At 61.5% G+C, this 19,158-nt stretch carries 17 protein-coding genes and 2 tRNA genes; 7 read left to right on the forward strand and 12 right to left on the reverse strand.

Going from position 1 to position 19,158, the window contains the following annotated elements:
- The 3 genes from G5287_RS07280 to G5287_RS07290 all read right to left on the reverse strand — a co-directional run.
- A partial coding sequence (locus G5287_RS07280) for a GTP-binding protein (protein ID WP_021139867.1) occupies positions 1–320 on the reverse strand: 320 nt, incomplete at its 3' end.
- Positions 321–488: 168 nt separating this feature from the next.
- Positions 489–563 (reverse strand) — tRNA-Gly (locus G5287_RS07285).
- 38 nt (positions 564–601) lie between these two features.
- A tRNA-Tyr gene (locus G5287_RS07290) sits at positions 602–686 on the reverse strand.
- A 263-nt stretch (positions 687–949) separates the two neighbouring features.
- Here G5287_RS07290 and coaA point away from each other — a divergent pair.
- A complete protein-coding gene (gene coaA / locus G5287_RS07295; RefSeq protein ID WP_005339877.1) occupies positions 950–1,888 on the forward strand; it encodes a type I pantothenate kinase in 939 nt (312 codons plus the stop codon).
- A gap of 81 nt (positions 1,889–1,969) precedes the next feature.
- Here the strand turns inward: coaA and birA are convergent, their stop codons facing one another.
- Positions 1,970–2,935, reverse strand: coding sequence for a bifunctional biotin--[acetyl-CoA-carboxylase] ligase/biotin operon repressor BirA (gene birA, locus G5287_RS07300; RefSeq protein WP_227341803.1), 966 nt, complete (start codon positions 2,933–2,935; stop codon positions 1,970–1,972).
- Positions 2,932–3,969: a UDP-N-acetylmuramate dehydrogenase gene (murB, locus tag G5287_RS07305; protein WP_159164501.1), complete on the reverse strand. Its 1,038-nt coding sequence runs from the start codon at positions 3,967–3,969 to the stop codon at positions 2,932–2,934. Before murB ends, birA begins: the two co-directional genes overlap by 4 nt.
- Positions 3,970–4,096: 127 nt before the next feature.
- On the opposite strand from murB, the gene G5287_RS07310 reads away from it, so the two are divergent.
- Together G5287_RS07310 and G5287_RS07315 are read left to right on the forward strand one after the other, a co-directional pair.
- Positions 4,097–4,750, forward strand: coding sequence for a potassium channel family protein (locus G5287_RS07310; protein WP_005339863.1), 654 nt, complete (start codon positions 4,097–4,099; stop codon positions 4,748–4,750).
- Positions 4,747–6,102 (forward strand): TrkH family potassium uptake protein, encoded by a 1,356-nt coding sequence (locus G5287_RS07315; protein ID WP_421231096.1) that lies wholly within the window; start codon positions 4,747–4,749, stop codon positions 6,100–6,102. The genes G5287_RS07310 and G5287_RS07315 overlap by 4 nt, the downstream gene beginning before the upstream one ends.
- A 41-nt stretch (positions 6,103–6,143) precedes the next feature.
- On the opposite strand, the gene G5287_RS07320 is transcribed toward G5287_RS07315, so the two are convergent.
- Positions 6,144–6,974: an AraC family transcriptional regulator gene (locus tag G5287_RS07320; protein WP_227341802.1), complete on the reverse strand. Its 831-nt coding sequence runs from the start codon at positions 6,972–6,974 to the stop codon at positions 6,144–6,146.
- 101 nt (positions 6,975–7,075) lie between these two features.
- On the opposite strand from G5287_RS07320, the gene G5287_RS07325 reads away from it, so the two are divergent.
- Both G5287_RS07325 and G5287_RS07330 read left to right on the forward strand, forming a co-directional pair.
- A complete protein-coding gene (locus G5287_RS07325) occupies positions 7,076–7,609 on the forward strand; it encodes a carboxymuconolactone decarboxylase family protein (protein WP_139412137.1) in 534 nt (177 codons plus the stop codon).
- A 13-nt stretch (positions 7,610–7,622) separates the two neighbouring features.
- Positions 7,623–8,063, forward strand: a complete 441-nt coding sequence (locus G5287_RS07330; RefSeq protein WP_005357613.1) for a DUF417 family protein — start codon at positions 7,623–7,625, stop codon at positions 8,061–8,063.
- A gap of 40 nt (positions 8,064–8,103) precedes the next feature.
- Here G5287_RS07330 and G5287_RS07335 read toward each other — a convergent pair whose 3' ends face one another.
- The 3 genes from G5287_RS07335 to G5287_RS07345 form a co-directional block, all read right to left on the reverse strand.
- Entirely contained in the window at positions 8,104–10,059 is a 1,956-nt protein-coding gene (locus G5287_RS07335; RefSeq protein ID WP_227341801.1) for a DNA topoisomerase III, read from the reverse strand.
- 67 nt (positions 10,060–10,126) lie between these two features.
- Positions 10,127–10,624, reverse strand: a complete 498-nt coding sequence (locus G5287_RS07340) for a response regulator (RefSeq protein WP_227341800.1) — start codon at positions 10,622–10,624, stop codon at positions 10,127–10,129.
- Between the two features lie 55 nt (positions 10,625–10,679).
- Positions 10,680–12,647, reverse strand: coding sequence for an ATP-binding protein (locus G5287_RS07345; protein ID WP_421231097.1), 1,968 nt, complete (start codon positions 12,645–12,647; stop codon positions 10,680–10,682).
- Between the two features lie 276 nt (positions 12,648–12,923).
- Between G5287_RS07345 and G5287_RS07350 the strand changes: the two genes are divergently transcribed.
- Complete coding sequence (locus G5287_RS07350; protein WP_005339847.1) at positions 12,924–14,054, forward strand: NapC/NirT family cytochrome c; 1,131 nt, start codon at positions 12,924–12,926, stop codon at positions 14,052–14,054.
- Between the two features lie 23 nt (positions 14,055–14,077).
- On the forward strand, positions 14,078–16,558 hold the full coding sequence (gene torA, locus G5287_RS07355; protein WP_421231098.1) for a trimethylamine-N-oxide reductase TorA: 2,481 nt from the start codon (positions 14,078–14,080) through the stop codon (positions 16,556–16,558).
- Between the two features lie 85 nt (positions 16,559–16,643).
- Here torA and G5287_RS07360 read toward each other — a convergent pair whose 3' ends face one another.
- The 3 genes from G5287_RS07360 to G5287_RS07370 are packed head-to-tail and all read right to left on the reverse strand — an operon-like array spanning position 16,644 to position 19,149.
- Positions 16,644–17,105: a hypothetical protein gene (locus tag G5287_RS07360; RefSeq protein WP_216952238.1), complete on the reverse strand. Its 462-nt coding sequence runs from the start codon at positions 17,103–17,105 to the stop codon at positions 16,644–16,646.
- A 41-nt stretch (positions 17,106–17,146) separates the two neighbouring features.
- Positions 17,147–18,496, reverse strand: a complete 1,350-nt coding sequence (locus G5287_RS07365; protein WP_216952239.1) for a sensor histidine kinase — start codon at positions 18,494–18,496, stop codon at positions 17,147–17,149.
- Positions 18,493–19,149 (reverse strand): response regulator transcription factor, encoded by a 657-nt coding sequence (locus G5287_RS07370; RefSeq protein ID WP_005341873.1) that lies wholly within the window; start codon positions 19,147–19,149, stop codon positions 18,493–18,495. Before G5287_RS07370 ends, G5287_RS07365 begins: the two co-directional genes overlap by 4 nt.
- Between the last annotated feature and the right edge of the window lie 9 nt (positions 19,150–19,158).

Raw genomic sequence — 19,158 nt, forward strand, 5'->3', positions numbered from 1 at the left:
GCTACTACCAGGATCGCGCCGTCCATCTGGGCAGCACCGGTGATCATGTTTTTAACGTAGTCGGCGTGACCCGGGCAATCTACGTGGGCGTAGTGACGGGTAGCGGTGTCGTATTCTACGTGGGAGGTGTTGATGGTGATACCACGCTCACGCTCTTCCGGTGCCTTGTCGATCTGGTCGAAGGCGAAAGCTTTACCACCGAAGTGCTTGGCCAGCACGTTGGTGATAGCTGCAGTCAGGGTGGTTTTACCGTGGTCAACGTGGCCGATGGTACCCACGTTAACGTGCGGTTTATTACGCTCAAATTTTTCTTTAGACATGATCGTCCCTCTAAACTAACGCTGAGTACGCGGTGGCAAGCTAACCACAGAACAGTTTATATGATGGATTTGAATCTGGTGGGAAAGAGAGAGGTACTGATGGCTGGTTCGCTTGCCGAACTCACCCTAGGGTGCGGCTCTGCTAACGCCTGAGCCATATCAGCATCTTGGAGCGGGCAGCGGGAATCGAACCCGCATCATCAGCTTGGAAGGCTGAGGTAATAGCCATTATACGATGCCCGCATTTCTCTAACCCAAAGAACTCAAACCGCAGAGAAATATGGTGGAGGGAGAAGGATTCGAACCTTCGAAGGCAGAGCCGTCAGATTTACAGTCTGATCCCTTTGGCCGCTCGGGAACCCCTCCAGACGCCAGATTGTCACAACGGTAATTCTGCTTGCACCCGTTGTGTTTATCGCTTTTGCACCGCAAATAGACGACAGACAGTCAAGCGTCGCGCATTTTATTGTAAGGTTTTGGGGGATGCAACCATTGAACCCGGCAAAATATGCTTTATTGCTGGGAAGTTTGCAAAAAAGCGGGGGCAAACAAGCCAATCCTGCTGCGTCCCTTGTCGCTCCCCCACCCTTGGTGTATGGTCGCCGTGCCCAAGAAACAGTGATGACACCATGACGACAGAGCATAACCCCTATCTGCAATTCACCCGCGAACAATGGGCGTTATTGCGCGATTCGGTCCCCCTGACCCTGACCGAACACGATCTGCAGACCCTGCGCGGGATCAACGAGAAGGTGTCATTGCGGGAAGTGGAAGAGATCTATCTGCCTCTCTCCCGCCTGCTCAATCTCTATGTCAAAGCCAAACAGCGTCGCAGCCGGGTGCTGGAGCAGTTTCTCGGCCAGTCCCGCGGCAAGGGCACTTATATTATCAGCATTGCCGGCAGCGTGGCGGGGGGCAAAAGCACCACGGCCCGTATTCTGCAGGCCCTGTTGGAGCGCTGGCCGGAACATCCACGGGTGGAGCTGGTCACCACCGACGGCTTCCTCTATCCCAACAAGGTACTGGAAGAGCGCGGCCTGATGCGCCGCAAGGGGTTCCCGGAATCCTACGACATCCGCCATCTGGTGGAGTTTGTCGCCAACATCCGCGCTGGTCACGAGAAGGTCGAAGCGCCGGTTTACTCCCACCTTATCTACGACATCATTCCCGATGAGAAGAAGGTGGTGGAGCAGCCGGACATCCTGATCCTGGAAGGGCTCAATGTGCTGCAAAGCGGCATGGATTACCCTCAGGAGCCCCATCGGGTCTTCGTGTCGGACTTCGTCGACTTCTCCATCTATGTGGATGCCGATGCCGAACTGCTGCGCACCTGGTATATCGAACGCTTCCTGAAATTCCGCAGCGGCGCCTTCTCGGATCCCGACTCCTACTTCCATAACTACGCCAAGCTGGCGGAGAGTGAGGCGACCCAGATCGCCAGCAACATCTGGCAAGATATCAACTATCTGAATTTGCAAGAAAATATCTTGCCAACGCGTGAGCGAGCCAACCTGATCATGACCAAGGGCCATGAGCACGCCATCGAGCAGATCAAACTGCGCAAATGATGACGGCGGTTGCCGGATAACGAAGAGGGGGCCCGCGGGCCCCCTCTTCTTGTTTGGCATCATGAGCGGCCTTGCTGACCCTCAGTCGCCCCGGCGCAGGGAGAGCTCGCCCCCCAGATAGTATTTGATCCCTTCACCTGTCTCCAGTCGCAGGGCGCCGCGATCGTCGATGCCACGAGCGATGCCGCGGATCTCCTGATCCCCCATCAGCAGGCGCACAGGGCGACCGGCAAAGTGATCGAGCCGGTTCCACTCATCGACAAAGCTTGCCAGCCCCTGCTGCTCAAAGGTGTGCAGCGCCCGCTGCAGATGGACGATCATCCGGGCCGCCAACTGATTGCGATCCACCAGTTCCGGATTGATGTGACGCAGCTCAGCCCAGGCCTGATCAATCTTCTCACCTTCGCGGGCAGGCATCGCCAGATTGAGACCAATGCCGATCACCAGATGACAACTGGCCCCGGCGCTACCGCTCATCTCCACCAGTATTCCCGCCAGCTTGCGGCCCTGATAGTAGAGGTCGTTCGGCCACTTGAGCTCGACGCCTTGATAGCCAAGGGACTCCAGCGCTTCAACCACTGCCACGCCGACCGCCAGACTCAGCCCCATGGCCGCCGCCATGCCTTGTTCGAGTCGCCAGTACATGCTGAGGATCAGCTGGCAACCAAACGGCGAAATCCAGGGTTTGCCACGACGACCGCGCCCGGCTGTCTGACACTCGGCCAGACAGCTCTCGCCAGAGCGCAGCTCATTGACCCGATCCAGCAGGTGTTGATTGGTCGAGCCAATGACCGGAAAACAGTGCACCGGTGCCATCGGGGCCAGTGCCTGCAAGGTAGCCTGATCATAGAGCGCCATCGGCACCGCCAACCGGTAGCCCTTGCCGGTCAGGCTAAAGAGATCCAACCCCAGCTCCTTGAGCGCCGCCATGTGTTTGCTCACCGCCGCCCGGCTGATGCCGAGCTGCTCACCCAGCTGTTCGCCGGAGTGAAACTGGCCGTCGCTAAGCAGGGTGATCAGGGTCTGTCTGATGGGAGTCAACGTCATGAGAGCACCTCGTCGAGCCAGGTTTCACCATGCGCCCCCATAAAGCGCACCTCGTGCTCCAACACCACGCCAAACGTCTGCTCCACGCTGTCGCGGACATGAGCCGCCAGCGCGATCAGCTCCATGGCACTGGCGCCCCCTAGATTGACCAGTACCAGCGCCTGCTCCTGATGGACGGCGGCGCGGCCGATGGCGAAACCTTTCAGACCGCACTGATCGATGAGCCAGCCCGCAGCCAGCTTGGCCTGCCCTTCTCCGGCCGGATAGCAGGGCATCTGCGGGTAGCGCACCTTGAGCGACTCCGCCAGCGCGGCAGGCACCACCGGATTTTTGAAGAAGCTACCGGCATTGCCGAGCACGGCGGGATCCGGCAGTTTGGCCATGCGGGTGGCACAGACGGTATCGAAGATGACCTGCGCCGAAGGCGCGTCACCGAGCGCCGCCAGTGGGCCATAGCCCAGCACCGGTTGCCACCCCTTGGGCAGTTTGAGCCCGACGGCAGTGATCAGGTGGGAATCCTGATACTCGTGTTTGAAGATACTGTCGCGATAACCGAAGCGGCACTCTGCCGCCGCGATCCGTTCTATCTCGCCACTCTGCCAGTTGAACGCCTCGACATAGGCGCAGAAGTCGGCCAGCTCAACGCCATAGGCACCGATATTCTGCACCGGCGCTGCACCGACTGTGCCGGGAATGAGCGCCAGATTCTCCAGCCCGAACCAGCCCTGTTGCAAGGTATGGCGCACCAGCTGATGCCAATCTTCACCGGCCGCAACATGGAGCAACCAGTGATCGCCACCATCTTCAGCGGTAATCCCCTTGAGCCGGTTGAGCACCACCAGACCGAGAAAATCGGTGGTGAAGAGCATGTTGCTGCCGCCGCCCAGATTGAGGCGCGGCAGCTGGTTGAACTGCGGATCGGCACGCAGGGTCGCCAGATCGGCAACCTGCTCCACCTCGGCCAGCCAGAGGCAATACGCATCGAGGGCAAGGGTGTTGAGCTTCAACAAGGAGGCGTTGGCATTCAGTTTCATCGGTCTATCCCGGCTTGGTGCAAGGGCGCAGTCTACCTCAAGTTGCCCCATGACGAAAAACCCGAGCCCTTTTCGGGGGAATAGCAGTGGTTTAGAGTAGGCGACTTCAACTGCTGAGGAATAACTCATGAACAACCAGTTTGCCGTCATCGGCCTGGGCCTGTTTGGCAGCGCGCTGTGCGAAGAGCTGCAACGGCAAGATGCCGAAGTACTGGCCATCGATATCGACGAGAGCAAGACCCGGCAAATCGCCGCCCTCTGCAATCACGTTATCGTGGCCGACGCCACCGATGAGGCCACCGTGGCCGAGCTGGGACTGGCCAATTTCGATATCGTCTTCGTTGCCATCGGTGACAACCTGGAGACCAGCATCCTCACCACCCTCGTCTTGAAAGAGGCGGGCGTGAAGAAGGTGTGGGTCAAGGCGCGCGACAAGTTCCACGCCAAGATCCTGCAGAAAGTGGGCGCCGACAAGGTGATCAACCCGGAGTGGGACATGGGCCGCCGGGTCGCCCAGAGCATGCTGGACAACCGGCTGTTCGACTATCTGGAGCTGGGCCACGACATGGTGCTGACCGAGTTCGTGATTGGCCTACAACAGAACGGCCGGGAACTAGGCGACTTCCATCTGCTGCAACAGAGCGATTTCCAGCTGCTCGCCATCAAGCGTGGTGATGTGCTGCACAACGTGCTGACCGGCAAGATGGAGCTGCAACTGGGCGACATCCTGATCCTGGCGGGCAACAAGCACGCCATCGACCACTGGCTCGAAACCCTATGATCAACTGGCGCAGCAGCTACGCCTTCGCCCTCCATCGGGAGCAGGACTCTCGCTGGAGCGAAGCCCGGCTGATCCTCGGCAGCTTTCTGATCATTCTGCTGATTGGCACCATCTTTCTGGTGCAACCCTCCAGCCACAATGGCGAGGTCACCTTCGTCAACGCCCTGTTTACCGCCACCTCGGCCATCAGCGTGACAGGTCTTGGCGTGGTGGATACCGGCACCGCCTTTACCCTGCAGGGGCAGATTTTCCTGCTGATGCTGATGGAGATCGGCGGTCTGGGCCAGATGACCATGACCCTGCTGCTGATCGCCATCTTCAGCAAACGGGTCGGCCTACGCCAGCAGGTACTGGCCAAGGAGGCGCTGGGACAGGAAGGCTCGGTCAACATCATTCAGCTGGTCAAACGGATCGTGCTGTTCGCCTTTATCGCCCAATTGATCGGTACCGGCATCATGGCGATCCGCTGGGTGCCCGAGATGGGTTGGGTGCACGGCCTCTATGTCAGCTTCTTCCACGCAGTATCGGCCTTCAACAACGCCGGGTTTTCGCTGTTTGCCAACAACCTGATGGACTATAGGGACGACCCCATCATCAGCCTGACCATCGCCGGTCTGCTGATCCTGGGGGGGATCGGCTTTACCGTCATCGTCGATCTGGTGCGCAACCGCCGCTGGCGCAAGCTGAAGCTGCACAGCAAGCTGATGCTGCTGATGACCCCGGCGCTGCTGCTGGCCGGTACCCTGATGTTCTGGATGCTGGAACACAACAACCCGGGCACCCTCGGCAAGGCCGGTATCGGTGGCCAGCTGCTGGCTGCCTTCTTCCAGTCTGCCAGCGCCCGTACCGCCGGTTTCAATACCATAGATATCGGGCTGATGACCCCGGCGGCGTTGCTGTTCCTGATGATGCTGATGTTTATCGGTGCCGGTGCCACCTCCACCGGTGGCGGTATCAAAGTCACCACCTTCGCGGTCGTGCTGCTGGCGACCAAGGCGTTTCTGACCAAGCGGCCCCATGCCACCGCTTTTGGCCGCACCCTGTCGCCCCAGATCGTGACCCGCTCGCTGGCCATCATCATCGTCAGCACCATGGTGCTGATGCTGGCGATGTTCCTGCTGATGGTGACCGAGGATCTGCCGTTCGACAAAATCATGTTCGAGACCATCTCGGCATTTGCCACCGTCGGCCTCTCCACCGGCATCACCGCCTCCCTGAGCGAGCCGGGCAAGCTGATCCTGGTGCTGGTGATGATCTGCGGCCGTCTCGGCCCCCTGACCCTGGCCTTTATGCTGGCCCGCCCGGTCGAGACCCGCATCCGTTATCCGGAAGAGAACGTCTATACCGGCTGACCAGCCATGAACACGGGGCAGCCACTGGCTGCCCCGTTTTTTTATTCGGCTTGTTGCTGCGCCTTGAGCCAGCGCCCCGGGCTCACCCCCAGCTCCCGCTCGAATGCCCGACCAAAGGCAACACTGCTGCTGTATCCCGCACCCAGCGCCACCTGCACCATGGGCTCCCCCGCCAGCAGTTGCTGGCAGGCGCACGCCATGCGCCAGCGGGTCAGATAACCAAGCGGCGCTTGACCGACCCGCTCCTGAAACCTCGCGGCAAAGCGGGCCCGCGACATGCCGGCCTCCCGCGCCAGCGTGGCCACCGTCCAGGGTTCATCCCCACGCTGATGCATCACCGAGATCGCCTTGGCCAACTGGGGATCGGAAATACCTGCCAGCATCCCCTGCTGACACACCCCTTGCTCGACCAGATGACGCAGCAGCAGGATCAACAGTACCTCCAGCAAGCGGGAGATCAGCGGATCCTGCCCGTAGCGGGGGTGAAACGCCTCGTCAAACAGCTGACTCAGCACCGGCGTCAGGACAGGCAACTCACGTAGCGGCAGCACCAGCGAGCCCGGTAATGCCAGTTGCAACGGCGATGATCCCCCCTTGCCGAATACGACATTGGCGCACACCAAATCACAACCCCCCAGAGTTCTGGGTTCAAGCTTGTGAGGACGTCCCCGAGGGAACAGGATCAGAGTCGGCTCCTCGAGCAGCAAGCTGGCTCCCCCCTCTTCACGCAGCATGACGGCACCGCTGCGCAGCAGATGAAGATGTCCGCCACTCGGGTAATCATCACTGGAGGAGTTCTGGCACAGGTTGCCGGCGAAGAAGATCTTGGCTTCGGGGGAGGCATGAACCAACAGGGCAGAGAGCGGATCCATATTTGAGACTAATAGTATTTATTTGCAGACGATGAGTGATAAACCGTATCACGAATGACGGCACACTGTCTCCCGTACCTTCACTACCACAGGAGAAGATCATGAGCCGTATCCAACCCGTATCCCAACCGCAACCCGCAGCTGCCCAGACCCTGGCCACCCTGCAACGCAATCTGGGTATGGTGCCCAACCTCTACGCTACCCTGGCCCACTCGCCAGCCCTGCTCAATGGCTTCCTGGCCTTTGCCGAGGCGCTTGGCAAGGGGCGTCTCACTGCCCCACAACGGGAGTTGCTGGCACTGGCCATAGGTCAAGCCAACGCCTGCCAATACTGTTTGTCTGCCCACACACTGCTCGCGGGCAAGGCCGGATTCTCGGCCCAGGAGATCCGGGCTGCCCGGCTCGGCCAGGCCTCGGCTCCCCTTGATCACGCCCTGCTGCAACTGGCAACAGCGCTGGTCAGTCAGCGCGGGGTGATCAGTGACGAGCAGCTTGCTAGCGCCCGTGCCGCAGGCGTAGATGACGAGCTGCTGCTGGAGGTGCTCGGCCAGGTGGTGGTCAATACCCTGACCAACTATGGCAACCACCTGGCGGCGACCGAGATCGACTTCCCGCCCGTCACTCTGACCCCTTAAACAAGGAGCCCACATGCAGCAACATGACAAAGGCTTTCTGGTCGCTCTGGCGGGCGTGGTATTGACCCTGCTCTGGATCGGCGTCTTCAAGTTTACCCCGACAGAGGCAGCCGCCATCAAACCACTGGTAGCCAGCCACCCCTTGATGAGCTGGCTCTATGGCCCCCTGTCGGAACAGAGCGTATCGAACCTGATCGGGGTGGTCGAGATAGTGATCGCCATCGGGCTGGTCGTGGGTCTGTGGCAACCTCGCATCGGTTACTGGTGCAGCATGGGGGCTATCGTCACCTTCCTGGCGACGCTGAGCTTCCTGCTGACTCTGACAGGTGTCTGGAAGATGGTTGACGGCGTGCCAGTCACCGAGTTCTTCCTGTTCAAGGACCTGGTGTTTCTCGGTGTGGTTCTGCACTACCAGCACAGGATCCGTGCCAGCTTGTCCACTCAGGCAGCCTGACAACAATGCCTTTGGCGCCCAGGATGGGCGCCTTTTTTCGTTATGCAGCACTGGTCTGGCGCTTGCTGGTCGTCTTGCGCGGTCGGGGCCCGCCAGTCTTGCGCTTGGTAAAACGCCGCTTGCCGGCCCTCGGTGCCTCCTTGGGCAGGGCGCTGAAGCTGGCGCCGGAGTCCTGCCGCGCCCCCTCGATCAGACCGTTGAGCTGCTCGGTGAGCGGCCCCATAAACTGCTGATAGCTGCCGTGGCGCTCGGCGATCTGGCCGAGGCTCTGCTCCCACAGCGCCGTCATATCCGGCGTGGTGGCCGTCGCAGGCAGCGCCTGTACCAGCGCCCGCCCGGTCGGGGTCGCCTTGATGCTCTTGCCCTGACGCACCAGAAAGCGACGCTTGAACAGCAGGTCGATGATACCCGCCCGGGTCGCTTCTGTGCCGAGGCCATCGGTGTCGCGCAGGGTCTTGCGGATCTCGGGATCCTGCACATAACGAGCGATGCCGGTCATAGCCGCCAGCAGGGTGGCATCGGTGAACGACTTGGGCGGCTGGGTCATCTTCTCCTGCAGTTCGCCCCGCTCGCACAGCAGTTGCTCTCCCTCTTTCAGGGCAGGCAGCGTGCCCGCCTTCTCTTCGTCGTCATCCTCCTCCACTCCGAGCAGCGCCTTCCAGCCCGCCTTGAGGATTCGCCGCGCCTTGGCCTGAAACAGGCCACCGGCGATGCGCAGCAGCACCTTGCTGTCGTTGTATTCGAACGGGGGATAGAACTGTAGCAGATACTGGCGGGCAATCAGGCCATAGAGCTTCGCCTCGTCGGCCCCCAGTGTGGCGGGGTTGCCCTGCTTCTCGGTGGGGATGATGGCGTGGTGGGCATCCACCTTGCTATCGTTCCACGCCTTACTGCGGATCTTGCCATCAGCCTCGCTCACCGCCTTGGCCAGTGCAGGCGCTGTAGCGGCGATGGCACCGCGCACCTGCTCGGCCCGCTTGAAGTGGTCGGTCGGCAGATAGCGGCTGTCGGAACGCGGATAGGTGATGAGCTTGTGACGCTCGTAGAGGCTCTGGCAGATATCGAGCACCCGCTTGGCATCCATACCGAACCGTTTGGCGGCATCGATCTGCAGGCTGGAGAGGTTGTAGGGCAGCGGCGCCGCCTGCTTGCGGGCATGCTCCTCCACCGATTCGACCTGTGCCGGTTGGCCGTTAATCCGACTCACCACCTTGTCGGCCAGCGCCCGGTTGAGCACCCGCCCCTCCTCATCTTGCCACGGCAGGCAGGCTTCCGATGGCAGCCACTTGGCGGTGAAGCGCTCGTTGCTATCGGTCAGCAGATGGGCCAGCACCTCGTAGAAGGGTTTGGGGACGAAGGCCTCGATCTCGAGATCCCGCCGCACCACCAGCCCCAGCAGCGGGGTCTGCACCCGACCGACCGAGAGCAGCTCGCTACAACCGGCCTTGCGGCCGAGCAGGGTATAGGCGCGGGTCATGTTGATGCCGTAGAGCCAGTCGGCCCGACTGCGGGCCAGCGCCGAGACCGCCAGCGGTACGAATTCCTTGTTGTCCCTCAGCTTCTCGAGAGCGCGGCGCACCGCTGGCGGGTTGAGATCGCTGATGAGGCAACGCTGCACCGGCTTGGTTTTCGGGTAGCCGAGAAAGTCGATCACCTCGTCCACCAGCAACTGCCCTTCCCGGTCCGGGTCACCGGCATTAACCACGCAGTCCGCCTGCTTGATCAGTCGCTTGATGACGGTGAGCTGGGCTTTGGTCTTGGGCTTGGCCACCAGCTGCCACTGGGCGGGGATGATGGGGAGATGCTCCATCCGCCACTGCTTGAAGGCGGCGTCATAGGCATCGGGCTCGGCCTGCTCCAGCAGATGGCCGATACACCAGGTGACCACATCACCCTGGGCGGTTTCGATAAAACCGTCGCCCTTCTTGTGGGGCTTGGGCAGGGCATCGGCAATGGCACGGCCCAGCGTGGGCTTCTCGGCGATAAAGAGTCGCATCGGTGGCTACCTGCAATACTGTATATGCAGACAGTATACAACTGCCACCGCGAAAGCCCAACTGCCCCTACTCGTCGAACGGGTGATCGTGGATGGCGGCAAACAGCCGCGCCTGATTGAGCAGCGGCGCATAGTGGAAGGCATTTTCGCCATCTTCCGCCAGCAGGTAGTCGGTCAGCTGTTCGCGCACCGCCTCTTGCAGGGTCTCCAGCTTCCACGGTTTGGCAAGGTAGTAGTGCAAACCGCCGCGGTTGACCGCATCGACGGTGGCCTCCAGCCCCGCTTGTCCGGTCAGCAGCAATTTGCGGCTGGCCCGGGTGGAGGCTCGCCGGTTCAGCTCCACCAGAAAATCGACTCCCAGGGTTCCCGGCATGATGTGGTCACAGAGGATCAGCGCCAGCTTGTTGCCGTCGTGCTCCCACTCCTCCACCACCGCTCGCGCCTCATCGACGCTCTCGGCGGCTTCCAGTTCGAAGTGGGAGCGGAACGGGGCGAGATCGTGGATCACCGCATCCAGCACCTCCCGCTCATCGTCCACACACAGGATCAGATAGTGTTTGTTCATTGCTCCTCCTTGGCGACATGGTTTGGCACGCCGCGCGATTGATGCTGGCGACGGCTCAGGCCGCATGCTCCTTGTTGTGATGAGGTTCGCCCCCGTAACCGGCCTGCCCCATGCCGTCCAGCGGTAGACAGACCCGCATCCGGGTGTAACGGCCCGGTTCGGAGGCCACCTCGATCCGGCCGTGGTGCTGCTGAACTATCTGCAACGAGACACTCAGACCAATCCCGAGGCCGAAGTGGCCCTCCCGCTTGGTGGTGAAGTTGAGATCGAAGATCCGCTGCCACAGCTCGGGCTCGATGCCGCAACCACTATCCTCTATCTCCACCATGACCCACTCGGGATCCAGCAACCCGGTGCGAATGGTGAGTCGCCCCGGGCCGCTCATGGCATCCAGACTGTTGGCGATCAGGTTGGTCCACACCTGCTGCAGGGCGATGGGGTGACAGCGCACCAGCGGCAGCGGCTGGTACTCCTTGCAGAGATCATGATGCTTGAGGCGGTTTTCGAAAATCATCAAGGTATCTTCCAGCCCCTCGTGCAGGTCCACCAGCGAGGGTTCATCCCTGTCCTGCCGGGCATACTGCTTGAGGCTCTTGACCAGATCGCCGATGCGACGGGCGCACACCTCGATATTGCGCAGGAAGCTGCCGGTCTGCTGGAACAGCTCCAGCCGGGAGAGCAGCGCCTCCCGCTCGTCGGCAGTGCGGCTGGCAAACCAGCGTTGCCAGTTCAGCTCGTCATCCAGATTCATCTGCACCGCCAGCCGCGCCTGCTGGCGATCGCCAAAGCGCCCTTCAGCCTGCCGGGTCTTGTCACGGATCTCGCTGGTCGAGACCGGCTGGGAGGAGAGCGCCTGACAGAGGGTCTGGTTGCCCAGCCCCTTGATGGGTGCTGGCAGCTCGAGATTGACCAGATCGGGGATGGCGGCCCGCAGAGTCTCGCTGCCACGAATAATGGCCGCCACCGGGTTGTTCAGCTCGTGGGCAACACCAGCCACCAGCTGGCCTAGCATCGCCATCTTTTCGCTCTCCACCAGCTGGGCGTAGGCGGCATCGAGGGAGTTGAGGGTCTGTTGCAACCGCATCTCGGTACGGATGCTGTTTTGCAGACGGCGGTTGAAGTGGCGCAGCAGCAGGTTGGTAAAGGAGGGGAGCAGTTCGCTGCGCGCCTGCATCACCCGGGAGAATTGCAGCTTGTCGAGCTTGATCACCTCGGCACCGGTCAGGGTCACGCCGGTGGTGAAGGCGGGTTCGCCGGTGACGAAGGACATGCCCCCCACCAGCGAGCCGGTACGGTAGTGCACCACCTCCTGATCGATCCCCTGCTCGTCCCGCTTGCGCAGCACCACCTCCCCCTTGGCGATAAACCAGAGGAAGCTGTTGGGCTCCCCCTCGCGGGTCAGCACATGGCCCGGGCTGTAGTGGCGGCAGACCCGCTCCTCGTCATTGCCCTCGAAAAACTGGTAGAGGCCGTCGATCACCACCCGGGAGAGTTCTTCATCGCTGCAGTGGGTGTAATCCATAAAGCCCTGCCGATAGGCTGCCAACTGGCGATCGACGTGGGCTCGCAGCAGCTTCTGGTTGTCGAGCACGGCGGCATAGCTCAGCAGATCCGCCTCGGGACGCTGCAATACAAAGTGGCTCGCCTGCTCGATCACCGCCCGGCGCAGGCTGCCATCGCGCCAGGGGCGTTGCAGGTAGTAGTCGAGACGACCGAGGTTCACCGCCTCGATGATCGATTTCATCTCGGGCTGGCTGCCCAGCAGGATCTTGCGGCACGCCTCATGACGGCTGCCGAGGCGGATCAGAAAATCGGCCCCTCGCCCATCCCCCAGCTCGCTGTCACACACCACTACGGCGGGTGGCTGCCCCTTGCGATCCAGCTCGTCCAAGGCCAGCTCAGCCGACCCCTGACCGACTACCACCACCAGCGCGAAATGGCCGAGCAGCGGAGCCAACTCCTGTTCGAATTCGGCCAGCAGTTGCACGTTGGCGGCGACACACAGCAGTGAGAAAGGGCTCATCAGCGACACTCCGTTGAGGCTCACTGCTCACTATATCAGCGAATCTTGTGGGGTTTTGCGAGGGGGCTAACAGCTGTCGCGGAAAGTGCACAAATAGATAAAACAGAAAACAACTGAATTTAATTCGATAAATGTGTCAATGGCGAAATAAAAGGCAAAATGTGACAACAATCAAAAATATAAACCATGATGAAGGTCAACGCCTTATCCCTATCATTACTACTACTATTGGACTAGTACTATGTAGGTAATTATTGACCGTAGGAAAACGCCGCCATGATTGGAAAACTGATAAGAAAAACCTGGTTCTGGCTCCTGCTGCTCGGGGCCCTGCTGGGTGTCGCGGCACTGGGTGTCACCGTGACCGTGCTGCACAAGACCAGCTCCACCGAATTCTGCGTCTCCTGCCACTCCATGCAGACTCCGCTCGCCGAGTATCAGGGCAGTGTCCACTTCCAGAACACCAAGGGGATCCGCGCCGAGTGCGCCGACTGCCACATCCCGGGCGACCCCACCTCCTACCTGTGGACCAAGATCCGCGCCGTGAAGGATATCTATCACGAGGCGATCGGCACGCTGGATACCCCGGAAAAGTATGAAGCCCACAAGCTGCGGATGGCCCAATCCGTCTGGGACGAGCTGAAAGCCAACGACTCCGCCACCTGCCGCAGCTGCCACAGCTACGAGGCGATGGACATTCTGGCCCAGCGCCCCAATGCCCGTGCCGAGCACCCGGTCGCCATCAAGGAGGGTCAGACCTGTATCGACTGCCACCGCGGTGTCGCCCACATCATGCCTGACATGAGCGGCCTGGCTGCCGCCGGTGCCAGCGAGCTGGCGCAGGCTGCGGCCCAGACCCCAGCCAACGTCACCACCCGTTACGCCATCGCCACCACCCCGCTGTTCCTTGATGCTGCAGCCAAGACCGACGAAGGTACCCTGATGCCCTCCACCAAGGTGGAAGTGCTGGCCAACGAAAACGGCCGCGCCAAGGTGCAGATCGAAGGCTGGCAACAGGATGGTGTGAGCGAAGTGTTCTACGCCGCACCGGGCAAGCGGATCCTCAGCGTACTGGTCGGCGATGCCGCCAAGAAAGCGCTGGTCACCGGCCAGAGTGAAACCGACAGCGCCACCAACCTCACCTGGCATCAGGTCAAGCTGACCGCCTGGGTCGACCAGAGTCAGCTTATCGGCGATCAGGGTAAGCTGTGGCAATACGCCTCCACCCTGATGTCCAACAACTGTACCGGCTGCCACGGCCTCACCGCGCTGGATCACTTCAATGCCAACCAGTGGATCGGCGTCATCAAGGGGATGGAATCTCGCACCTCCCTGACCCCGGAACAGGCTCGCATGTTGACCCAGTATGTCCAGAAACACGCCAGTGACATGAGCGCGGCCCACTAAGGCTGGCACAGAGGAAAACCGTTATGACTTTTTTCAATGACAAGAAGACCAATCTGTCCCGCCGCAACCTGCTCAAGGGGCTCGGCGCCTGCGCAGCCCTGCCCCTGCTCGGCGGCATTTTTCCCAAGAGTGCGCTGGCGCAAGCCATCAGCACCGCATTGAGTCAGTTCCCGACCCTGGTGCCCGCCCAGAAGGGCATTCTAACCGGCGCCCACTGGGGTGCCTTCGAGGCGATAGTCGAGGATGGCCGCATGGTGCGCGTCCAGCCGGTGGCCGATGATCCGGCGCCGAACGACCTTATCGACATGGCGCCGTTCCAGGTGCACGCCAAGAACCGCATCAAATACCCCATGGTGCGCAAAAGCTGGCTGGAGCATGGCCCGGGCGCCAAACCCGAGCTGCGCGGTGCCGACGAATGGGTACGAGTGAGCTGGGACAAGGCGATCGAACTGGTGGCCGGCGAGATCCAGCGGGTTCAGAGTGACTTCGGCCCGCAGGCGATCCACGCCGGTTCCTACGGCTGGAAGAGTGTCGGCATGTTCCACAACAGCCGCACCCTGCTGCACCGCCTGATGAACCTCTCCGGCGGCTTCACCGGTTATGCCGGTGACTACTCCACCGGCGCGGCTCAGGTGATCATGTCCCACGTGATGGGCTCCATCGAGGTGTACGAACAGCAGACCGCCTGGCCCAACGTGGTGGAGAACGCCGAACTGGTGGTGCTGTGGGGGGTCAATGCTCAGGTCACCCTGAAGAACAGCTGGAACATGCCGGATCATGAAGGTCAGGCCGGCTTCAAGGCGCTGAAAGAGAAAGGCACCCGCGTCATCAGCATCGATCCGGTCTACAACGAGACCGCCAAGCTGGTCGGCGCCGAGTGGATTGCCCCGAACGCCTACACCGATGTGGCCATGATGCTGGGGGTGGCTCACACCCTCTATAGCGAGAAGAAGCACGATCAGGCCTTCCTCGATCGCTACACCGTCGGCTTCGACAAGTTCCTGAACTACCTGCTCGGCAAGGATGACGGTCAGCCGAAGAGCGCCGAGTGGGCGAGCACTGTCTGCGGCGTCGATGCCAAGGTGATCCGCCAGCTGGCCCTCGATATGGCCGCCAAGCGCACCATGATCATGGCCGGTTGGGGTATGCAGCGTCAGCAGCACGGTGAACAGCCGAACTGGATGCTGGTCACTCTGGCCTCCATGTTGGGCCAGATCGGCCTGCCGGGCGGCGGCTACGGCTTCAGCTACCACTACTCCTCCGGTGGCAGCCCCACCGCCAAAGGCGGCATTCTGGCGGGCATCTCCGCCGGCAACGCACCGAAGAACAGCCCGGCCCCGATCCCGGTGGCCCGCATTGCCGACTGTCTCGCCAACCCGGGCAAGACCATCGACTTCAACGGCCGCAAGGTGACCTATCCGGACATCAAGCTGGTCTACGTGGCGGGCGGCAACCCCTTCCACCACCATCAGGACACCAACAACCTGCTGCAGGCGTGGCGCAAGCCGCAGACCGTGATCGTCCACGAGCCTTACTGGACTGCCACCGCCAAGCACGCCGATATCGTGCTGCCGGTCACCACCAGCTACGAGCGCAATGATCTGGAGATGGGTGGCGACTACTCCCAGCGCTATGTGTTCCCGATGCACCAGTGCGTACCGCCCCAGTTTGAAGCCCGCAACGACTTCGACATCTTCAGCGCCATCGCCGCCAAGCTGGGCGTGCAGGAGCAGTACACCGAAGGGAAGGACGAGATGCTGTGGCTCAAGCAGATGTACGACGGCATGGCGGCACAGGCCCGCGGCGCCCGCGTGGCGCTGCCGCCGTTCAATATGTTCTGGGAATCCAACAACTACATCCGCTTCCCGATCCCGGAGGCCAACCGCCAGTGGATCCGTCACGCCGATTTTCGCGAGAACCCGCTGCTCAACCCGCTCGGTACCCCGTCCGGCAAGATCGAGATCTTCTCCAACACGGTGGCGGGGATGGGTTACGCCGACTGCGCCGGCCATCCCAAGTGGTATGAGCCCAGGGAGTGGGTGAAGAGTGAAGTGGCGGCGCGCTATCCGCTGTCGCTCAACACCTCCCACCCGACCCAGCGGCTGCACTCCCAACTCGACAACACCCCGCTGCGAGACAAGTTCGCCATCGCCGACCGCGAGGCGATCATGATCCATCCGCTGGATGCCAAGGCTCGTGGCATCGCCCAGGGGGATCTGGTGCGTGCCTTCAACGAGCGCGGCCAGATCCTGGTGGGCGCCCTGCTATCCGAGGATGTGCGCCAAGGCGTGGTGCGGATCTGCGAAGGGGCCTGGTATGACCCGGCCAAGCCGGGCGAAGCGGGCAGCATCTGCAAGAACGGCAACGTCAACTGCCTCACCTTCGACGAAGGCTCGTCCAGTCTGGCGCAGGGCAACTGCGGCCACATGGCCCAGCTGCAGATCGAGAAGTACACAGGCCCGGTGCTGGCCAACACCGCCCACGCGGTACCGGCCAACGGCTAAGGCGATTGCCACCCAATAAAAACGGCGCCATCAAGGCGCCGTTTCTTTATCTGTCTGCCAAAGAGCACACATAGTCCGGACGGATTTAAAAATCCCCCTCTTCCATATACTCCTGCGCGCACTCCACCAGCTGCGGCCACAGCTCTTCCGGCACCCAGGCGTCCGGGTCATCTTCATCCCCGTCGTACTGGCTCCAGAAATAGCGGCGCAGGCCGGAGGCAAACTCGTCGCTGATCTCGGCCAGCTCCGAGAGCGGCCCCAACCAGGCGATGCGGCGCAGGCCGGAGGCGAGATCGTTGATGGCATCCATCAGGGTGCGATCGTCGAAGCTCTGCTCCACCAGCAGGGTGAAGCGCTCGCGCGCCTGCTCGGTCTGCTCCTCGTCCAGCTCGCCCACATCGGCCAGCAAGTCGACAAAATCTTCCAGCAGATAGGCAATCAGGCCATCCCGATCTTCAAACCACTGGATCTGGGCGCCCTTGACCCCCAGTACAGAGGCATCGAATGAATCGTCAAGATGGCACAGGGCCCACGGATCGTCGGTCATGGTTCTCTTCCTCAGGCTAAAACAAATGCCATATCTTATGCCTAGCTCTCGACCCTTGCCACCTTGGGCAACGAGAGGGAGGCGGCCAGCCCGCCCAGTTCGGCGCGGCCCATAATAAAGCTGCCGCGATAGGCTTCCGCCAGATCGGAGACGATGTTGAGACCGAGACCGGAACCCGGCACCTTCTCGTCGAGCCGCACCCCGCGCAGCACCGCCTTGGCGATCTGATCCTCGCTCATGCCGGGGCCGTCATCCTCGATACGCAGGGTGATCCAGCCCCCCAGCTCGGCGCTGGAGATACGCAGCTCGCTGGCGGACCATTTGAAGGCGTTCTCCAGCAAATTGCCCACCATCTCGTCGAAGTCCTGCTCCTCCACCCCGACCGCCAGATTGGCGGGCACTTGCAGATCCACCGTCTTGCCCGGATAGAGGCGGGAGAAGGCGCGGCAGATATACTCCACCCGCGCCCGCACCGGGGTCGACACCCCGAGGATCTTGGCGGCGCCGGTCACCCGCGCCTTACCGAGGTGATAGTCGATATGGCGCTGGATCTGGTCGAGCTGCTCGCCGATGGCGGCCTGATCCTCCGGCGGCAACTGGGCAACCTGATTGCGCATGATGCTGAGCGGCGTCTTGAGGGCGTGAGCCAGATTGCCGGTGTGGGCACGGGCACGCTGCAGCAGCTCGCCGTAGTGGTGCAGCAGCCGGTTGATATCCTCAACCAGCGGCTGGATCTCCAGCGGATAGCGCAGCCGGAATCCCTCCTGATGACCCTCGTGAACCCGCCCCAGTTCACGGCGCAGCAGATGCAGCGGCCGCAAACCATAGACGATCTGGAACATGAAGCCGAGCACCAGACCGGCGGCGGCAAAGCCGAGACCGAGGAACAGGCTGATGCGAGTTTTCTTCAGGGTCTGGATCAGGGTGCTGCTGTCCTTGGCCATCACCAGGGTAAAGACCCGATCCGAACCGGGCAACAGCACGGTGCGGGTCATGATCAGCAGCGGCTCCTTGTTGGGGCCCTTGCCAAAAAAGAGGTCAGGATCGCCAAAGGCAGACTTGAGGCCACGGCTCACCAGATGGGTGTCCCACAGGGATCGGGAGCGGCCCACCACATTTTCCCCCAGTTCCAACTGCCAGTAGTAGCCGGAGTAAGGTTGGCTGAAACGGGGATCGGCCATCGGTTCGATCACCACAGGCAGACCACTCTTCTCCACCTCCAGCCGGGAGAGCAGATCGTAGAGTTGCAGGCGCAAGCCGTCAGCCTCTGCCTCCTGCCAGTAGTTGCGCATCATGGTCTGCAGGCTGAAGCCGGTGGCGAACAGGAACAGCCCGCACCACACCAGCGCAATGGCAAGCAGCCGCCCCCGCAGGGTTCGGACCAGCCTCATTCGTTGATCCGGTATCCGAGACCACGCACTGTCTCAATCAAGTCGGGATGGGTCTTCTTGCGGATCCGGCCGATGAACACCTCTACTGTGTTGGAGTCACGGTCGAAATCCTGAGCGTAGATGTGATCGATCAGCTCGCTGCGCGACACCACCTTGCCCCGATGCTGCATCAGGTAACCCAGCACCCGGAACTCGTGGGCGGTCAGCTTGATGGGGGTCCCTTCGTACCACACCTGGGAAGCCGCCATATCGAGCCGTACCCCGCCAATCTCCAGAACGGAGCTGGCGTTGCCTGCCGCCCGGCGCACCAGCGCATGCACCCGCGCCACCAGCTCGGCCACCTGGAACGGCTTGGTGAGGTAGTCATCGGCACCGGCATTGAGCCCCTCGATCTTCTCGTGCAGTTGGCCACGGGCGGTCAGTACCAGCACCGGGGTATCGATTCCCTTGCTGCGCCACTCCTTCAACACGCTCAGGCCATCGCGCCCAGGCAAGCCGAGGTCGAGAATGATGGCATCGTAAGGTTCGGTCTCTCCGAGAAAACCGGCCTCGTTGCCATCATGGCAGAGGTCGGTGACAAAGCCGGAGAGGCGCAGCTGTTCAGCCAGCTGGCCAGCCAGAATTTTTTCGTCTTCAACAATCAGAATTCGCATGAACAGGCT

Source organism: Aeromonas sp. 603079 (genome assembly GCF_049172135.1).
Lineage (GTDB): Bacteria > Pseudomonadota > Gammaproteobacteria > Enterobacterales > Aeromonadaceae > Aeromonas > Aeromonas veronii.

Bases quoted from the DNA above. Each gene is read 5' to 3' on its own strand.
- coaA (WP_005339877.1), top strand. From the start codon at position 950: ATGACGACAGAGCATAACCCCTATCTGCAATTCACCCGCGAACAATGG.
- birA (WP_227341803.1), bottom strand. From the start codon at position 2,935: ATGACGTTGACTCCCATCAGACAGACCCTGATCACCCTGCTTAGCGAC.
- murB (WP_159164501.1), bottom strand. From the start codon at position 3,969: ATGAAACTGAATGCCAACGCCTCCTTGTTGAAGCTCAACACCCTTGCC.
- G5287_RS07310 (WP_005339863.1), top strand. From the start codon at position 4,097: ATGAACAACCAGTTTGCCGTCATCGGCCTGGGCCTGTTTGGCAGCGCG.
- G5287_RS07315 (WP_421231096.1), top strand. From the start codon at position 4,747: ATGATCAACTGGCGCAGCAGCTACGCCTTCGCCCTCCATCGGGAGCAG.
- G5287_RS07320 (WP_227341802.1), bottom strand. From the start codon at position 6,974: ATGGATCCGCTCTCTGCCCTGTTGGTTCATGCCTCCCCCGAAGCCAAG.
- G5287_RS07325 (WP_139412137.1), top strand. From the start codon at position 7,076: ATGAGCCGTATCCAACCCGTATCCCAACCGCAACCCGCAGCTGCCCAG.
- G5287_RS07330 (WP_005357613.1), top strand. From the start codon at position 7,623: ATGCAGCAACATGACAAAGGCTTTCTGGTCGCTCTGGCGGGCGTGGTA.
- G5287_RS07335 (WP_227341801.1), bottom strand. From the start codon at position 10,059: ATGCGACTCTTTATCGCCGAGAAGCCCACGCTGGGCCGTGCCATTGCC.
- G5287_RS07340 (WP_227341800.1), bottom strand. From the start codon at position 10,624: ATGAACAAACACTATCTGATCCTGTGTGTGGACGATGAGCGGGAGGTG.
- G5287_RS07345 (WP_421231097.1), bottom strand. From the start codon at position 12,647: ATGAGCCCTTTCTCACTGCTGTGTGTCGCCGCCAACGTGCAACTGCTG.
- G5287_RS07350 (WP_005339847.1), top strand. From the start codon at position 12,924: ATGATTGGAAAACTGATAAGAAAAACCTGGTTCTGGCTCCTGCTGCTC.
- torA (WP_421231098.1), top strand. From the start codon at position 14,078: ATGACTTTTTTCAATGACAAGAAGACCAATCTGTCCCGCCGCAACCTG.
- G5287_RS07360 (WP_216952238.1), bottom strand. From the start codon at position 17,105: ATGACCGACGATCCGTGGGCCCTGTGCCATCTTGACGATTCATTCGAT.
- G5287_RS07365 (WP_216952239.1), bottom strand. From the start codon at position 18,496: ATGAGGCTGGTCCGAACCCTGCGGGGGCGGCTGCTTGCCATTGCGCTG.
- G5287_RS07370 (WP_005341873.1), bottom strand. From the start codon at position 19,149: ATGCGAATTCTGATTGTTGAAGACGAAAAAATTCTGGCTGGCCAGCTG.